We start from the raw sequence: 15,749 nt of genomic DNA, 5'->3' as shown, positions 1-15,749 counted from the left end.
CTCAGCGTGTGAAAGGGCGACAAATGATCTTCATGGCGATCGCGCTGCATAGCGGGAACAGGGCCAGCAGCAGCCAGGGGGACATCGCCTGCGGCGAAGGGACAAGCGCACGATCCAGCAGACTGCCAAACAGCAAATTCCCCAGCAGCACCGCAACACCGCCTGCGGTGGCGAGTGCGCCGTAGTGCGCGCCAAGCGTCGATTCCTCCGCAAAGCGTGGAACCAGATCTTTCGCCGAGGGCACCAGCAGCATTTGCCCAAGCGTTAATAGCGCAACAAAACATACCGACGGCAGCAAGCGCAGCCAGCCTTCCGGCGGCACCGTCGGGGCGAACACCGCCACGCTCGCAAAAGATGCCGAGAGCAGTAAAAAGCCCACCGGCAAAATTCTCACCGCGCCCACGCGTCGTGCAAAGCGGGCCAGCGGAAGCTGCAAGGTGATGATCAGCACAGAGGCCAGCATAAACAGGGGGCCGAGATCTTTCTCGTTACCACCGGCACGCTGGATCTCTACGGGCAGCGCCAGATAGAGCTGGTTGTAGCTCAACAGCCACGAGCTGTAGGCGATGATAAAGGCGACAAAGCGCGGCTGACGGAAGGTTGACCACCAGGGAACAATATTGAGTGCCTGCTTGCTGTGTTGCGCAGCCGGAAGGCAGAAGTAGAGCACAATCAGCGCGACGACGAAGACCCCCGCCCCCGCCAGCGCCACCTGGCGAAACCCCAGCCCCGTGAGCAACGCCCCGACAACCGGGCCCAGCACCGCGCCGAGTTCACCGCAGACGGCAAACAGCGCAAACCACTCTGCACGGCTGCGTTGACCTTTAGTCTCGCTATGCGTACCCGCCCTGGCCAGCAGCGCTTCGATGGAGGGAGAGAACAACGCGCCGCCAATGCCGGTCAGACAGGCGCCAAGGATGATGGGCCAGAGCGCGTGTCCAAATGCCAGCAGCAGATACCCCGCAACGCGAATGACGCAGCCGCAGAGGATAATGATTTTGGCACCAAAGCGGTCTGAGAGCGCACCGCCGACGATGAACATCCCCTGCTGCGAAAAGGTACGCAGCCCCAGAATCAGCCCGATAAGGCCGCCGGAAAGCAGCATGTCATCGCGCAAAAAGATCGCCAGGAAGGGGACGACCGCGTAAAAACCGATGTTAAACACAAACTGGCTGCCCAGTAAGACGGGCGGCCAGAGCGTTGTGGCAGGGCGCAGGGGCATCATGTTACGGGCGCTTAAACGATAAAGTGAATGTGCTTTTTGCCATGGAACGGCGAGATCTCGATTTTGGTTTTGACCCGAAAAACGTCCCAGAGCAACGCCTCAGAGAGGATCTCCTGCGGCGTTCCGGTGGCCACGATTTGCCCCTGCTGCATCACAATCAGCGAATCGCAGAACATCGATGCATGGTTGAGATCGTGAATAGCCACAATGCTGGTCACCGGCAGGTCGCTTATCAGGTGCATCAGCTGCATCTGATGGTGAATGTCCAGGTGGTTGGTCGGTTCATCCAGCAAAATTTCTGTAGGCGTCTGCGCCAGCGCCCTGGCGATATGCACGCGCTGGCGCTCCCCGCCGGAGAGGCTCAGCCAGCCCTGATCGCTTTTTTCCAGCATATCCACCCGCTGCAGGGCGGCGGTAACGGTCTCGTCATCCTGCTTGCTCCAGTTCGAGAACGGGGAGTGATGCGGGATACGACCGAGTTTGACGACATCGCGAACGCGCATATTGGCATCGGTCATACCGTGCTGTTCAACGAAGGCCACCCGGCGCGCAAGCTGCTTTTTGGCGATGCGGGAAATGTCCTGACCGTCCAGCGTCACACAGCCCGCATCCGGGCGGCGCAGGCCAGCCAGAATGCGCAAAAGCGATGATTTACCGCAACCATTAGGGCCAAGCAGACCTACCGTTTCACCGCGCGCCACCTTGAGCGACACGTTATTGACGATGACCTTTTTGCCTACCTTCCAGGTAATATTTTCAGCGCAGATACTCATCACTTATTCCTTGAGCGGTAGATGATCACGGCAAAGAACGGCACGCCAACCAGGGCGGTTACCACCCCGACGGGCAGACTTTGCGGGGCAATCAGCATGCGCGAGGCGATATCTGCCAGCACCATCAGGATCGCCCCCGCCAGTGCGCTGGCAATCAGCAGGGTTCGATGCAGAGGACCGAACAAGAAACGCATGACGTGCGGAACCACCAGCCCGACAAAGCCGATTGAGCCCGCCATGCTGACGATGGTTGCGGTGATCAATGCGGTGGTGGTAAAGAGCGCCAGGCGCACCCAGGGGACGGCAATCCCCAGCGAGGCCGCGGCGTCGTCACCAAAGGTAAAGGCATCCAGCGCCCGGGAATAGTAGAGGCAAATGGCTAACCCAATCAGCACCACAACCAGTGCCAGCTGGAATTCAGGCCAGCGTACACCGCTAAAGCTGCCCAGCAGCCAGAACATCACATCACGCGCCTGCTGCGCGCTGGCAGAGGTGCTGATGGTATAGGCGGTGATGGCGTTGAAGAGCTGAGAGGCGGCTACGCCCGCCAGAATGGTGCGCTCGTTGCCGCCGCGCGCGCCGTTGGTCAGAAAGGCGACAAACGCAAAGGCGGCGAATGCGCCAGCAAACGCGCCCGCAGAGAGCGACACCGCGCCGGTCCCCATCCCCAGCACCACGACGGAAACCGCGCCGGTGGACGCCCCCGCAGAGACGCCGAGCACGTAAGGTTCAGCCAGCGCGTTTTTCAGCAGGCTCTGCAAAACCGCGCCGCAGATAGCCAGCCCCGCGCCGCAGCAGGCCGCCACCAGCGCGCGGCTCAGGCGAAAGTCCCAGATCACGCTCTCATAGATGCGGTTGAGCGGAACCGCGGTCAGCCCCAGCTTATTACCGATAGCATAAAAGACATTGGACAGCGGAATCGACAACTCTCCGACGCTTACGCCTAGGGCTATCACCAGAAACAGCAGGACAATAGCCAGCAGGGCGGAAGTGGTCAGGAACAGGCCCTGTCGGGCCTGAAGTACGGCTGCCGTCATCAGTTCAGCCCCAGTTTTCTGAGCTGTTCGCCCACCTGTTCAGCGCCATAAATGGTACGGATCGTCGGGTTCATTGCCTGGCCGTCCATCACCACGATATGGCCTTTTTTGACGGCATCAAGCTGGCTGACGGCCGGATCGCTTTTCAGGAATTTGATTTTCTCTTCCGCGTTATCCAGCGCCCAGCGGTTACGGTCAAGGCTTGAGACCACAATCACGTCCGGGTTAGCGGCAATGATGCTTTCCCAGCCCACGGTTGGCCATTCGGCCTCGGCGGTGATGGCGTTATGGCCACCCAGTACGTCAGCGATAAAGCCTGAGGCGCTGTTTTTACCGCCCACGTAGGCATCAGCAGAAGGAGAGGCGCTTGAGAACCAGAACACAAAGGAGAGGTCTTTTTTGCTTTTGCCAAATTCTTTGCGCAGGTCTGCCTCACGTTTTTTGAAGCTGGCGATAACGGCCTGGCCACGGTCTTCAACGTTGAAAATTTTGGCGAAATCTTCAATCTCTTTATAAAGGTATGTCATGTCCCACAGCTTCTGGCGGCTGCCGTACATATCGCCCGAGGCTTTTTTAGTGGCGCACATGCCCGGTGATAAATAACTGTTCACGCCGACGGTAGCCAGATCCTCACGTTTTGCGACCTTACTTTCTGGCCCGAGCAGCAGCGGCAATTGTGCAGGAACAAAATCGGGGTTTTGCGCAAGGATAGATTCCAGCGTAGGAATTTCGACGGTGAGCGTTTTAATTTTGGCATTCTGTTCCGCCAGCTGCGGCAGCACTTTGGTCGGCCAGAAGGCGCTGGCCTTCACCTTATCTTCCAGACCCAGCAGAAGCAAAATCTCAACGGTATTTTGACCAAGGGCCACGACGCGTTCCGGCGCTTTGGTGAAGGTCTCTTTATAACCGCAGTTTTCAATGGTCAGAGGATACGTGGTTGCCAGAGCAGAACTGACCGACGCAACCGCCAGGCCTAACGCGCAGATGACCTTCTTCATTAAACGCTACCCTTCATTAAAGTTATTTTTGATGCAAATGAAACTCATTATTAAGGCGGAATTTTATACAGAGGAAAATATTGTGTGTCAATGAGGGACAATAACGCAGGGTGACAAAAGGCGGTGCCAGAAAGCACCGCCGGAATGCGTCTTAAATCAGGCTCTCTTTATCTATTCCAAGGCGCTTCATGCGCGACAGCAGGGTGGTGCGTTTTAACCCCAGACGCTGGGCTGCCCCTTTCGGCCCGGCCACCACACCGTTGGTCTCTTTCAGTACGCGGACGATCAATTGATATTCATCTTCCCCGTCCTGGGCCACGTCGGTCGCGGCCGCGGGAGAGTCCGGCAGAGAAACCTCCGGCAGGGAGAGTTGCAGCACATTACCGCGCGTCAGCAGCACCGCACGCTCAATGACGTTTTCCAGCTCGCGCACGTTGCCGGGCCACTCCATCGAGGAAAGGGTGCGTAACGTCTCGGCGGGAATGCTGTCGATGTTGCGTCCCATCCGGCGGGCAATTTTGGCGGTAAACGCTTTGACCAGCAGCGGGATATCTTCCGGGCGCTCGCGCAGGGGCGGCAGGCAAATCGGGAACACGTTCAGGCGATAGTAGAGGTCGCTGCGAAACTCGCGGTCGGCGACCATTTTTTTCAGATCGCGGTTGGTGGCGGCAATCAGCCGCACGTCGGTCTGAATCAGCTTATTGCTGCCAAGACGTTCGAACTCCTGTTCCTGCAGCACACGCAGCAGTTTAGGCTGTAGCTCCAGCGGCATATCGCCCACTTCGTCGAGGAACAGCGAGCTTTTATCCGCCAGTTCAAAACGGCCCAGTCGCTGGCTGCTGGCACCGGTAAACGCACCGCGCTCATGGCCAAAGAGATCGCTTTCCAGCAGACCCGCAGGCATGGCGGCACAGTTCATTTTCACCATCCGGCGGCTGTTGCGGTTGCTGAGATTGTGGATCGCGCGGGCAATCAGCTCCTTACCCGTACCGGTTTCGCCCAGGATCAGCACTGTACTGTCGCTTTGCGCGACCATCTCCACCTGTTTGAGCACGCTGTACATGGCATCGCTGCGTCCAATGATTTCGCCAAACTCGCTGTCGACATTGTTAAGCTGTTCCGTCAGCGCCAGGTTTTCATCCACCAGCCGTTCTTTCAGACGGTGGATCTCCTGATACGCCAGCGCGTTATCCAGCGCGATGGAGATACGCTCGGCAATCTGACGCAGCAGCTTCAGGTTGGCGGTGGTGAACACCCCTTCCTCACACTGCGCCAGCTTGAGAACGCCCAGCATGGTGTTACCGGACATCAACGGCAGCAGGCACAGGGTCTGGATTTTGTTGCCCCAGATGTTAAACAGCATTCGCTCGTAAGGCGCCATCACATCCTGCTCGCTGAGATTGAGCAGCAGGATCTCCTTACTTTTAAACACCCGTTCAGAAAGGGTTCCCGCTTCATCCACCTCGCTCTGCTCATGGGCCGGGTTCGCTTCGTCGAGATAGTGCGTGGAGTAGATGTTGAGCTTGCCCTTGCGATGGCCGCGCAAGGCAATGCTGATGGCGTCAATTTTGAAGTAGTGATGGATCTCCTTCGACACTTCGCTGACCAGCTCATCCATGTCGAGACGGGAGAGCACGGCATTGGTGATTGCCACCAGAATGCGGAAGTTGTCACGCTCACGGCTCAGCAGGTCGTAATCCACATTATTGCTGACGCGGCTTTGGATCTGCTCGGCGACGACGGCCACTATCTGGGTGAAGGTGTGCAGACGCTCATATTCCGCCTCGCTCCATGGCTGGTCGGTATTACGGATAAACTCGCAGCCACCAAAAATGTGGCCTTCCACCGCCAGCGGCAGCAGGCTGTAATGACCAAACGGCTGATATAAGGCGCTCCGGGCCAGCATCGGCCACGCCTGACGGAACTCCTCAAAATTGCAGTGCAGCGCTTCCGGCCGGGAAAGAATACGGCGTATCGGCCCGTGAGCGAGATACGTTTCGTCTTCGTATTCAAACGCTTTTCCGTTTTCTCGTGTGGAGAAGTAGCTCGCACGATGGCTCCCGCTATGCCAGAGCACAATGGCGGCGCTGTCTGCCAGTGCAGATTGCCTGACCAGGAGCGTCAGGGCATCGCTCAGCGCACCCAGGTCGGGCTGCTGTAAAAGTGTTCGCGTAATGTCGAACAGACCCTGCTGTCCGAGATCGCTCATCGGTGTATACGGCATAGTGCTTTCCAGTAGAAACGGGCAAAAAAAATTCCGTGCCGACCGCTTTTCACGCGGTTCTAGCAAATGCGGGGTAACGGTTCCGCGTGCGGCAGATCCAGCGTGCGCTTCACGCCATACAGTCCGGCCAGGCGCACCCCTTTGCGCTCAACCACCTCACCAATTATCGCGGCCTCTTTTCCTGACGGATGCGCCCGCAACTGTTCAAGTACGGCTTCGGCCGCGGCGCGCTCAACGCCTATCACCAGCTTGCCTTCATTAGCAAAATTGAGCGGATCCAGTCCCAGCAGCTCGCACAGCCCGCGAACCGCAGGCTTCACGGGCAGGCTGCGCTCAATAAGTTCAATACCGCAGCCGCAGCAGGCCGCGAACTCATGCACCACGGCATTGACGCCGCCACGGGTGGCATCCCGCAGGGCTTTCACGCCGGGGATCGCCCGCAGCGTCTGGATAAGCGGGGTGAGCACCGCGCAGTCGCTGCGCAGTTCCCCGTCCAGCCCCAGCCCTTCGCGCAGGTTAAGGATGGTCGCCCCGTGACAGCCCAGCGTGCCGCTGACCAGCAGCACGTCGCCCACGGCCAGTTGCTGCGCGCCCCAGTGAATATCGGCAGGGATCGCCCCCATCCCGGCGGTGTTGATAAAGAGCTTATCCGCCGCGCCGCGCTGCACCACCTTGGTATCGCCGGTGACGATAGCAATCCCTGCCTCGCGCGCGGTGTGCGCCATGCTGCTGACCACCGCCGCGAGCGTCTCCATCGGCAAACCTTCTTCAAGGATAAATCCGCAGGAGAGGTAGCGCGGAATGGCACCACTGATGGCGACATCGTTCGCGGTACCGCAGACGGCCAGCTTGCCGATATCGCCGCCGGGGAAGAATAGCGGGTCAATCACATAGCTGTCAGTGGAGAAGGCCAGCCTGTCGCCCTGGGCGGTGAGGGAAGCGAGGTCAATGCGGGCCTGGTCTTCCTGCTCGGCGAGCCAGGGGTTATCAAAGGCCTCCATAAACAGCCGGTTTATCAGCTGCTGCATCGCCAGACCGCCGCTGCCGTGCGCCATTTCAACCGTGTTCATGCTTCACTCTCCTGGTTGCGGTACTGATACCATGCGGCACATGCCCCTTCGGAAGAGACCATCAGCGCGCCAAATGCCGTTTGCGGGTTACAGGTGTTGCCAAATAACGGGCAGTGGTGGGGTTTACATCTTCCGGTAAGGACCTCGCCGCAGCGGGCCTGGGGATCGTCGCAAACCTGTTGTGGCTGTGGGCGGAAATGCGTTTCTGCATCAAACGACCGGTAGGCTGGGGTCAGGCGCACGCCGGATTCAGCAATCAACCCCAGCCCGCGCCACTCGCTGTCGCCCTCAACGCTAAACACGTCAGCTATCGCCTGCTGCGCCCGTTCATTTCCGGCATCCGGCACCACGCGGCGGTACTGATTTTCCACCGCGCTCAGGGCTGCTATTTTCTGCTCAACCAGCATGGTGACGCCTTGCAGTAGATCAAGAGGTTCGAAACCAGCGACGACTAACGGGCGATGGTAATCGTCAGCGATAAAGCCGTAGGCCCCGGTACCGATCACCATGCTGACATGGCCCGGTGCAAGGAACGCGTCAATGCCGTTGTCCGGGGCGTCCAGCAGGCTGCGCAGCGTCGGGATAAGCGTAATGTGCTGACAAAAAAAGAAAAAATTGGTGACGTTGCTGCGTTTTGCCTGCTGCAGCGTGATCGCCGTAGCGGGCATGGTGGTCTCAAAACCCAGCCCGAAAAATACCACCTTTCGGCCAGGGTTATCGGTTGCAAGCTTCAGGGCATCCATCGGCGAGTACACGATGCGCACATCCGCGCCGCACGCTTTGGCCTGCAGCAGCGAGCCCTTTTTCCCCGGCACGCGCATCGCGTCGCCAAAGGTACAGAAAATGACGTCAGGCTGGCTGGCAATCTCGATACAGCTGTCAATGCGCCCCATGGGCAGCACGCAAACCGGGCAGCCCGGGCCGTGGATAAACTCAATGTTGTCCGGCAGCAGCTGATCGAGGCCAAATTTGAAAATGGCATGGGTGTGCCCGCCGCAGACTTCCATGATCCGCAGCGGCTTTTCCGCCGTGTGTTTCAGCAGGGCGGCCCGCGTTTTCAGATGACCGATAAGCTGCATCACCTGCTCAGGTGCGCGGTATTCATCAACGTAACGCATAATTACCGTTCCTCGCCGTACAGCAGCACGCCGACGTCCGGCTCCACATCAAACATGTTTTGCAGGGCATCCAGCGTGTCGCGCGCTTCCGCTTCATTAATCACGCTCATGGCAAACCCCACGTGTACCAGCACCCACTGACCAAGGCGCGAGACGCCCGTCTCATCGGTGCTGCCCACCAGCGTTAAATCGACGTCACGCAATATGCCGCAGACCTCCACTTTGGCCTGGTTTCCGTCAATGGAATGGATTTGTCCGGGGACGCCTATGCACATCGTTCACTCTCCAGCCAGTTTAGCCAGTGCGCCATGCCGTCGCCGCGCGTGGCTGAGACCAGCAGGATCGCAATGTCCGGGTTAACTTCACGGGCATAAGCCAGACATTTATCCACGTCGAAATTCAGGTACGGCAGCAGGTCCACTTTGTTCAGCAGCATCAGCGACGCGGCGGCAAACATATGCGGATATTTGAGCGGCTTGTCTTCTCCTTCGGTCACCGAGAGGACCGCCACTTTATGCCGCTCCCCGAGATCGAAGCTGGCCGGGCAGACCAGATTGCCGACGTTTTCGATAAACAGAATGCCGTTATCCTCCAGTGGCAGACGCGGCGCGGCATCGGCAATCATCTGCGCATCCAGATGGCAGCCTTTACCGGTATTGACCTGAATCGCCGGGGTGCCGGTTTCACGAATACGGGCGGCATCGTTGACCGTTTGCTGATCGCCTTCGATCACCGCGCAGGAGACGCGTTCGTTCAGGCGTTTGAGCGTTTCTGTCAGCAGCGTGGTTTTGCCGGAGCCGGGGCTGGAGACGAGGTTGAGCACCAGCTGTTGACGTGCGGCAAACCGGGCGCGGTTGCGGGCGGCGATCTGGTTGTTTTTATCGAGTACGTTGATTTCCACGTTCAGCATCTGGCGCTGGCTCATGCCCGGCGCATGGGTACCCGCCTCGCCGTGGCCGTAATGAAGATCGCCCATATCGGAGCGTTGAGGCGCAAAGCGAATCCCGGTGAGTGCCGCTGCCGGACGCGGTGCGGGGGTAAAAGGGGCGGAGCGAAACGCGGAGTGAGGACGGTGTTCATCCCCTTCGATATACAGGTTGCCTTCGGCGCAACCGCAGGTACTACACATACTTTACTCCTTCTCGATTTCAAGGCGTTGGATCTGCATCCCGTCATCCGCCACGATGCGAAGACCGGTGTGCTGACACTGTGGGCAGCGCTGGACCTTCGACGACAGCAGGGTGACGTACTGCTGACACTGCTCGCACCAGCACTCCGCCTGTTGCTCTTCAATATGAAGTTCGCAGCCTTCCGCCAGCGTGCCGCGGCACACCAGCTCAAAACAGAAGGTGAGGGCGCTGGTTTCGACGCAGGAAAAGGCCCCGATCTTCAGCCACACGCCGGTCACGCGCGTCGCGTGGTTTTGCGCCGCCTGCTGTTCGATGAGTTCCAGTGCTCGCTGGCAGAGGGTGATTTCGTGCATAACGCCTCCTTAATGAATTGCCCCGTTAATGCAATAACAATGCCAGCCTGGTTTTGGTTAGGGGGTGACGATGTCAACGCTGTCGAAATGACACGTCGACACCCTCACGTTGACAGCCTGTTTTGAATTAAATCCATTAAATATCAAAGCATTAAAAACTGGCATGGAATCTGCTTAACAGCCGCTATCTCCATTAACCGGATACCTTCTATGACTATTTGGGAAATTAGCGAAAAAGCGGATTACATCGCGCAGCGTCACCAGCAGTTACAGGACCAGTGGCACCTTTACTGCAACTCACTGGTCCAGGGGATCACCCTCTCCAAAGCCCGTCTTCACCACGCCATGAGCTGTGCGGCGCAGGGGGATATGCGCTTTGTTTTGTTCGGCCATTTCACGATTTACGTCACCCTGGCCGACACCTTCAACAGCCACACCATTGAGTACTACGTCGAGACAAAAGAGGGTGAAAAACAGTGTATTGCGAAGGCGCAACTGATGGCCGACGGCATGGTTGACGGTCACGTCAGCAACCGCGATCGCCAGCAGGTGCTGGAGCACTATCTGGAAAAAATCGCGCCGGTTTATAACGGTCTGTACACAGCCGTTGAACACGATCTCCCGGTCAACCTGAAGCAGCTGATGGATGAACACGCCTCAGCGGACGTGGCCTGATCATCACGTGTCGAGAAGTGTCGACATGACAGTTTTTCGTCAAAAATGACTATCACCAGAGGATGACCCGGTGAACCGTTTTGTAATTGCTGACTCGACGGTCTGTATTGGCTGTCGAACCTGTGAGGCGGCCTGTTCGGAAACGCACCGCCTGCACGGGCTCCAGTCCATGCCGCGCCTGCGCGTCATGCGTAATGAAAAAGAGTCTGCCCCGCAGCTCTGCCACCACTGTGAAGATGCGCCGTGCGCAGGTGTCTGCCCGGTGAATGCCATCACCCGCGTTGACGGCGCGGTACAGCTGAACGAAAGCCTGTGCGTGAGCTGCAAGCTGTGCGGCATAGCCTGCCCGTTCGGTGCGATTGAATTTTCCGGCAGCCGTCCGCTGCATATTCCGGCGAATGCCAATACTCCAAAAGCGCCACCTGCTCCCCCGGCTCCGGCACGTGTCAGTACGCTGCTTGACTGGGTGCCCGGCGTGCGTGCGGTGGCGGTGAAGTGCGACCTGTGCAGCTTCGATGAGCAGGGCCCGGCCTGCGTGCGCACCTGCCCGACCAAAGCGCTGATTCTGGTCAACATTCGCGATATTGCCCGCACCAGCAAACGCAAGCGCGAGCTGACCATTAATACCGACGTCGGCGATCTTTCTCTGCTTCAGGCGCTTAACGAGGGGGCGAAATGAACGCGATATTCATGATTAACAGCGCCGTGGCGTACTTTGCCGCCGCTGCTGTGCTGGCGTGGCTCCTGTCATTCCATAAAACCCTGAGCGGCTGGATCGCCGGTATCGGCGGGGCGGTGGGCAGCCTGATGACGCTGGCAGCAGGTACGGCAGTGTTACTCAGCGGCCAGACCGCCGAAGCAATGATTCCGATCGTCCGTCATACCGTTCAGCTCACGCCGCTGAACGCCATCTGGCTGGTGACTTTTGGCCTGTGCGGGGTGTTTATCAGCCTGTTCAATATTGACTGGCACCGCCATCAGCACACCCGCGCGAATGGTCTGCTGGTTAACCTGCTGCTGGCGTCGGCGGTCTGCACCGTCATTGCCAGCAACCTCGGCGCGCTGGTGGTGATGGCGGAGATCATGGCGCTCTGCGGCGTATTCCTGACGGGATGTAGCGCCTCCGGCAAGCTGTGGTTTGCGCTCGGTCGCCTCGGCACGCTGCTGCTGGCGCTGGCCTGCTGGCTGGTGTGGCAACGTTTCGGCACGCTCGACTTCGCAGCGCTTAACGGTCAGCCGCTGGGAAATGACGTCTGGCTGCTGGGCGTGGTGGGCTTTGGCCTGCTGGCCGGGATCATCCCTCTGCACGGCTGGGTGCCGCAGGCGCACGCGAATGCATCTGCACCCGCCGCCGCGCTGTTTTCCACCGTGGTGATGAAAGTCGGTCTGTTCGGCATTCTGACGATCACCCTGACCGGCGGCCAGCCGCCGCTGTGGTGGGGTGTCGCGCTGCTTATCGCAGGTATGGTTACCGCCTTTGTCGGCGGGCTGTATGCGCTGATGGAGCACAACATTCAGCGTCTGCTGGCGTACCACACCCTGGAAAATATCGGCATTATCCTGCTCGGCATCGGCGCAGGCGTGACCGGCCTGGCACTTAATCAACCGGCGCTGATTGCCGCCGGGTTTATCGGGGGGCTGTATCACCTCGTTAACCACAGCCTGTTTAAAAGCACCCTGTTCCTGGGCGCGGGCAGCGTCTGGTTCCGTACCGGTCATCGGGATATCGAAAAACTCGGCGGCATTGGTAAAAAGATGCCGGTGATTTCTCTCGCCATGCTGGTCGGGCTGATGGCGATGGCCGCGTTGCCGCCGCTGAACGGCTTTGCGGGCGAGTGGGTGATCTACCAGTCCTTCTTCGCGCTCGGTCAGAGCGACGCCTTTATCGCCCGGCTGCTCGGCCCGCTGCTGGCGGTTGGGCTGGCGATAACCGGGGCGCTGGCGGTGATGTGTATGGCAAAAGTCTACGGCGTCACCTTCCTCGGCGCACCGCGCACGCGGGAAGCGGAAAACGCCTGCTGCGCCCCGATACTGATGTGTGCCAGCGTGGTCGCGCTGGCGCTGTGCTGCATCGCGGGCGGGGTCGCCGCCCCATGGCTGCTGCCGCTGCTGGGTAACGTCATTCCACTGCCGCTGACCCTTGCGCATACCACCGTCTCCCAGCCGATGATGGCGCTGTTGCTGATTGCTGCACCGCTGCTGCCGTTTGTGCTGATGCTGTTCTTCAGGCGCGACCGACTCCCCTCCCGCTCGCGCGGGGCGGCCTGGGCCTGCGGCTACGAACACGAACAATCGATGGTCATCACCGCCCACGGTTTTGCCATGCCGGTGAAAGAGAACTTCGCTGCCGTGCTGAAGCTGCGCCACTGGCTGAACCCGGTGGGCTGGATGCCGGGCTGGCAGAGCGCCGCCGTACCTGCGCTGTTCCGCCGTCTGGCGCTGATCGAACTGGCGGTGCTGGTGGTCATTGTGATTTCACGAGGAGCCTGACATGAGTCTGTTACTGGCAATACTTCAGGCGCTGGTGCTGTTCGCCGTTGCGCCACTGCTGTCGGGCATCACGCGCGTGGCGCGCGCCCGGATGCACAACCGTCGCGGGCCTGGCGTGCTCCAGGAGTACCGCGATCTCTTCAAGCTGCTCTCCCGCCAGAGCGTGGCGCCGGATGCCGCAGGCTGGGTCTTCCGCCTGACGCCGTTCGTGATGGTCGGCGTGATGCTGACCATCGCCACCGCGCTGCCGGTGGTGACGGTGGGCTCGCCGCTGCCTGCACTTGGGGATCTGATTACGCTGATTTACCTCTTCGCCATTGCCCGCTTCTTCTTTGCTATTGCGGGCCTGGATACCGGCAGCCCGTTTACCGGTATCGGCGCCAGCCGCGAGGCGATGCTGGGCGTGCTGGTCGAACCGATCCTGCTGCTGGGGCTGTGGGTGGCCGCGCAGGTCGCGGGTTCCACCCATATCAGCTTTATCACCCACACCGTTTACCACTGGCCGGTGTCACGTACCCTCCCGCTGGTGCTGGCCCTTTGCGCCTGCGCGTTCGCCACCTTTATTGAGATGGGCAAATTGCCGTTTGACCTCGCAGAAGCCGAGCAGGAGCTGCAGGAAGGGCCGCTCACCGAATACAGCGGCTACGGCTTTGCGGTGCTTAAGTGGGGCATCAGCCTTAAGCAGCTGGTGGTCCTGCAGATGTTTGTTGGCGTCTTCTTCCCGTGGGGGCAGATGACGCACTTCTCCGCTGGGGGGCTGGTATTGGCCGTGGTGGTTGCCGCGCTCAAGTTGCTGGTCGGCGTGCTGGTGATTGCCCTGTTTGAAAACAGCATGGCACGTCTGCGCTTTGTCGCGACCTCGCGCATCACCTGGGCCGGTTTTGGTTTTGCATTTTTAGCGTTCGTCTCCTTGCTGGTGGCGTGATTAAAGAGAGTATTTATGTCTGAAGAAAAGAAAGGTCAGCAGTATCTCGCCGCGTTGCATCAGGCTTTTCCGGGTGTTGTGCTGGATGAAGGATGGCAGACCAAAGACCAGGTAACCGTCACCATTAAGGTGAACTATCTGCCGGAAGTGGTGGAATTTCTTTACTACCAGCAGGGTGGCTGGCTGTCGGTGCTGTTCGGCAATGACGAGCGTCAGCTGTGCGGCAATTACGCGGTGTACTACGTGATGTCGATGGAGAAGGGCGAGAAGTGCTGGCTTACCGTACGCGTGGAAGTCGACCCGAACAAGCCGGAGTACCCGTCCGTCACGCCCCGCGTGCCTGCCGCCGTCTGGGGCGAGCGCGAAGTGCGTGACATGTATGGCCTGGTGCCGGTGGGGCTGCCGGATGAACGCCGCCTGGTGCTGCCGGACGACTGGCCGGACGAACTGTATCCGCTGCGCAAGGACAGCATGGATTACCGCCAGCGTCCGGCCCCGACCACTGACAGCGAAACCTACGAGTTCATTAACGAACTCGGCAACAAAAAGAACAATGTGGTGCCGATTGGCCCGCTGCACGTCACCTCTGATGAACCTGGCCACTTCCGCCTGTTTGTTGATGGCGAAAACATTATCGACGCCGACTACCGCCTGTTCTACGTCCATCGCGGAATGGAGAAGCTGGCGGAAACCCGGATGGGCTATAACGAGGTGACATTCCTCTCGGACCGCGTGTGCGGCATCTGCGGCTTCGCCCACAGCACCGCCTATACCACCTCGGTGGAGAACGGCATGGGGATCGTGGTGCCGGAGCGCGCGCAGATGATCCGCGCCATTTTGCTGGAAGTGGAACGTCTGCACTCGCACCTGCTGAATCTCGGTCTGGCCTGTCACTTTGTCGGTTTCGACTCCGGATTTATGCAGTTCTTCCGCGTGCGCGAGGCGTCGATGAAGATGGCGGAGATCCTCACCGGGGCGCGTAAAACCTACGGTCTGAACCTGATCGGTGGGATCCGCCGTGACCTGCTTAAAAACGACATGATCCAGACCCGACAGCTGGCACAGCAGATGCGTCGCGACGTGCAGGAGCTGGTGGATATGCTGCTCAGCACGCCCAACATCGAGCAGCGTACCGTGGGGATCGGCCGTCTTGATCCGGAAATCGCCCGCGACTTCAGCAACGTTGGCCCGATGGTGCGCGCCAGCGGCCACGCCCGCGACACCCGCGCCGATCACCCGTTTGTTGGTTACGGCCTGCTGCCAATGACCGTACACAGCGAACAGGGCTGCGACGTCATCTCCCGCCTGAAGGTCCGTATCAACGAGGTCTTCACCGCGCTGAATATGATCGACTTTGGGCTCGATAACCTGCCGGGCGGCCCGCTGATGGTGGAGGGCTTCACCTACATCCCGAACCGCTTTGCCCTCGGCTTTGCCGAAGCGCCGCGCGGGGACGACATCCACTGGAGCATGACCGGCGATAACCAGAAGCTTTATCGCTGGCGCTGCCGTGCGGCCACCTACGCCAACTGGCCAACCCTGCGCTATATGCTGCGCGGCAACACGGTCTCCGACGCGCCGCTGATCATCGGCAGCCTCGACCCGTGCTACTCCTGCACCGACCGCATGACCGTGGTGGACGTGCGCAAGAAGAAAAGCCAGGTGGTGCCGTACAAAGAGCTTGAGCGCTACAGCATCGAGCGTAAGAACTCGCCGCTGAAATAAGGACTC

15 protein-coding genes are annotated in these 15,749 nt (G+C 59.5%); 5 read left to right on the top strand and 10 right to left on the bottom strand.

Annotation, left to right across the window (positions count from 1 at the left end):
- Position 1: 1 nt before the first annotated feature.
- The 10 genes from ECL_RS20335 to hypA all read right to left on the bottom strand — a co-directional run bounded on the left by ECL_RS20335 (position 2) and on the right by hypA (position 9,928).
- Positions 2-1,222 (bottom strand): MDR family MFS transporter, encoded by a 1,221-nt coding sequence (locus ECL_RS20335; RefSeq protein ID WP_044159203.1) that lies wholly within the window; start codon positions 1,220-1,222, stop codon positions 2-4.
- 14 nt (positions 1,223-1,236) lie between these two features.
- On the bottom strand, positions 1,237-1,998 hold the full coding sequence (gene eitC, locus ECL_RS20330; protein WP_013098479.1) for a siderophore ABC transporter ATP-binding protein EitC: 762 nt from the start codon (positions 1,996-1,998) through the stop codon (positions 1,237-1,239).
- Positions 1,998-3,035 (bottom strand): FecCD family ABC transporter permease, encoded by a 1,038-nt coding sequence (locus tag ECL_RS20325; RefSeq protein ID WP_013098478.1) that lies wholly within the window; start codon positions 3,033-3,035, stop codon positions 1,998-2,000. Before ECL_RS20325 ends, eitC begins: the two co-directional genes overlap by 1 nt.
- Positions 3,035-4,033, bottom strand: coding sequence for a siderophore ABC transporter substrate-binding protein EitA (gene eitA, locus ECL_RS20320; RefSeq protein WP_013098477.1), 999 nt, complete (start codon positions 4,031-4,033; stop codon positions 3,035-3,037). Before eitA ends, ECL_RS20325 begins: the two co-directional genes overlap by 1 nt.
- 151 nt (positions 4,034-4,184) lie before the next feature.
- Positions 4,185-6,257, bottom strand: coding sequence for a formate hydrogenlyase transcriptional activator FlhA (gene flhA, locus ECL_RS20315; RefSeq protein WP_013098476.1), 2,073 nt, complete (start codon positions 6,255-6,257; stop codon positions 4,185-4,187).
- A 59-nt stretch (positions 6,258-6,316) separates the two neighbouring features.
- On the bottom strand, positions 6,317-7,327 hold the full coding sequence (gene hypE / locus ECL_RS20310) for a hydrogenase expression/formation protein HypE (RefSeq protein ID WP_013098475.1): 1,011 nt from the start codon (positions 7,325-7,327) through the stop codon (positions 6,317-6,319).
- Positions 7,324-8,445: a hydrogenase formation protein HypD gene (gene hypD, locus ECL_RS20305; protein ID WP_013098474.1), complete on the bottom strand. Its 1,122-nt coding sequence runs from the start codon at positions 8,443-8,445 to the stop codon at positions 7,324-7,326. The genes hypE and hypD overlap by 4 nt, the downstream gene beginning before the upstream one ends.
- A gap of 2 nt (positions 8,446-8,447) precedes the next feature.
- Positions 8,448-8,720 carry a HypC/HybG/HupF family hydrogenase formation chaperone gene (locus tag ECL_RS20300; RefSeq protein WP_013098473.1) on the bottom strand — a complete coding sequence of 91 codons (273 nt, stop codon included), beginning with the start codon at positions 8,718-8,720 and terminating at the stop codon, positions 8,448-8,450.
- Positions 8,711-9,574 (bottom strand): hydrogenase nickel incorporation protein HypB, encoded by an 864-nt coding sequence (gene hypB / locus ECL_RS20295; protein WP_013098472.1) that lies wholly within the window; start codon positions 9,572-9,574, stop codon positions 8,711-8,713. Before hypB ends, ECL_RS20300 begins: the two co-directional genes overlap by 10 nt.
- 3 nt (positions 9,575-9,577) lie before the next feature.
- Entirely contained in the window at positions 9,578-9,928 is a 351-nt protein-coding gene (hypA, locus tag ECL_RS20290) for a hydrogenase maturation nickel metallochaperone HypA (RefSeq protein ID WP_013098471.1), read from the bottom strand.
- 210 nt (positions 9,929-10,138) lie between these two features.
- Here hypA and hycA point away from each other — a divergent pair, with 210 nt between their 5' ends.
- The 5 genes from hycA to hycE all read left to right on the top strand — a co-directional run bounded on the left by hycA (position 10,139) and on the right by hycE (position 15,743).
- Entirely contained in the window at positions 10,139-10,603 is a 465-nt protein-coding gene (gene hycA, locus ECL_RS20285) for a formate hydrogenlyase regulator HycA (protein ID WP_013098469.1), read from the top strand.
- 70 nt (positions 10,604-10,673) lie between these two features.
- Positions 10,674-11,282, top strand: a complete 609-nt coding sequence (locus tag ECL_RS20280) for a 4Fe-4S dicluster domain-containing protein (protein WP_013098468.1) — start codon at positions 10,674-10,676, stop codon at positions 11,280-11,282.
- Positions 11,279-13,093, top strand: a complete 1,815-nt coding sequence (hycC, locus tag ECL_RS20275) for a formate hydrogenlyase subunit 3 (protein ID WP_013098467.1) — start codon at positions 11,279-11,281, stop codon at positions 13,091-13,093. The genes ECL_RS20280 and hycC overlap by 4 nt, the downstream gene beginning before the upstream one ends.
- 1 nt (position 13,094) lies before the next feature.
- Positions 13,095-14,018 (top strand): respiratory chain complex I subunit 1 family protein, encoded by a 924-nt coding sequence (locus tag ECL_RS20270; RefSeq protein ID WP_013098466.1) that lies wholly within the window; start codon positions 13,095-13,097, stop codon positions 14,016-14,018.
- Between the two features lie 15 nt (positions 14,019-14,033).
- Complete coding sequence (gene hycE / locus ECL_RS20265) at positions 14,034-15,743, top strand: formate hydrogenlyase subunit HycE (RefSeq protein WP_013098465.1); 1,710 nt, start codon at positions 14,034-14,036, stop codon at positions 15,741-15,743.
- The last annotated feature ends 6 nt before the right edge of the window (positions 15,744-15,749 follow it).

This window comes from Enterobacter cloacae subsp. cloacae ATCC 13047 (assembly GCF_000025565.1).
GTDB lineage: Bacteria > Pseudomonadota > Gammaproteobacteria > Enterobacterales > Enterobacteriaceae > Enterobacter > Enterobacter cloacae.
The sequence above is the reverse complement of the archived record's forward strand: the minus strand, read 5'-3'. Positions and strand labels throughout refer to the sequence as shown.

Bases quoted from the DNA above. Each gene is read 5' to 3' on its own strand.
- ECL_RS20300 (WP_013098473.1), bottom strand. From the start codon at position 8,720: ATGTGCATAGGCGTCCCCGGACAAATCCATTCCATTGACGGAAACCAG.
- hycA (WP_013098469.1), top strand. From the start codon at position 10,139: ATGACTATTTGGGAAATTAGCGAAAAAGCGGATTACATCGCGCAGCGT.
- flhA (WP_013098476.1), bottom strand. From the start codon at position 6,257: ATGCCGTATACACCGATGAGCGATCTCGGACAGCAGGGTCTGTTCGAC.
- hypD (WP_013098474.1), bottom strand. From the start codon at position 8,445: ATGCGTTACGTTGATGAATACCGCGCACCTGAGCAGGTGATGCAGCTT.
- ECL_RS20335 (WP_044159203.1), bottom strand. From the start codon at position 1,222: ATGCCCCTGCGCCCTGCCACAACGCTCTGGCCGCCCGTCTTACTGGGC.
- ECL_RS20270 (WP_013098466.1), top strand. From the start codon at position 13,095: ATGAGTCTGTTACTGGCAATACTTCAGGCGCTGGTGCTGTTCGCCGTT.
- eitC (WP_013098479.1), bottom strand. From the start codon at position 1,998: ATGAGTATCTGCGCTGAAAATATTACCTGGAAGGTAGGCAAAAAGGTC.
- hycE (WP_013098465.1), top strand. From the start codon at position 14,034: ATGTCTGAAGAAAAGAAAGGTCAGCAGTATCTCGCCGCGTTGCATCAG.
- hycC (WP_013098467.1), top strand. From the start codon at position 11,279: ATGAACGCGATATTCATGATTAACAGCGCCGTGGCGTACTTTGCCGCC.
- hypE (WP_013098475.1), bottom strand. From the start codon at position 7,327: ATGAACACGGTTGAAATGGCGCACGGCAGCGGCGGTCTGGCGATGCAG.
- hypA (WP_013098471.1), bottom strand. From the start codon at position 9,928: ATGCACGAAATCACCCTCTGCCAGCGAGCACTGGAACTCATCGAACAG.
- ECL_RS20325 (WP_013098478.1), bottom strand. From the start codon at position 3,035: ATGACGGCAGCCGTACTTCAGGCCCGACAGGGCCTGTTCCTGACCACT.
- eitA (WP_013098477.1), bottom strand. From the start codon at position 4,033: ATGAAGAAGGTCATCTGCGCGTTAGGCCTGGCGGTTGCGTCGGTCAGT.
- hypB (WP_013098472.1), bottom strand. From the start codon at position 9,574: ATGTGTAGTACCTGCGGTTGCGCCGAAGGCAACCTGTATATCGAAGGG.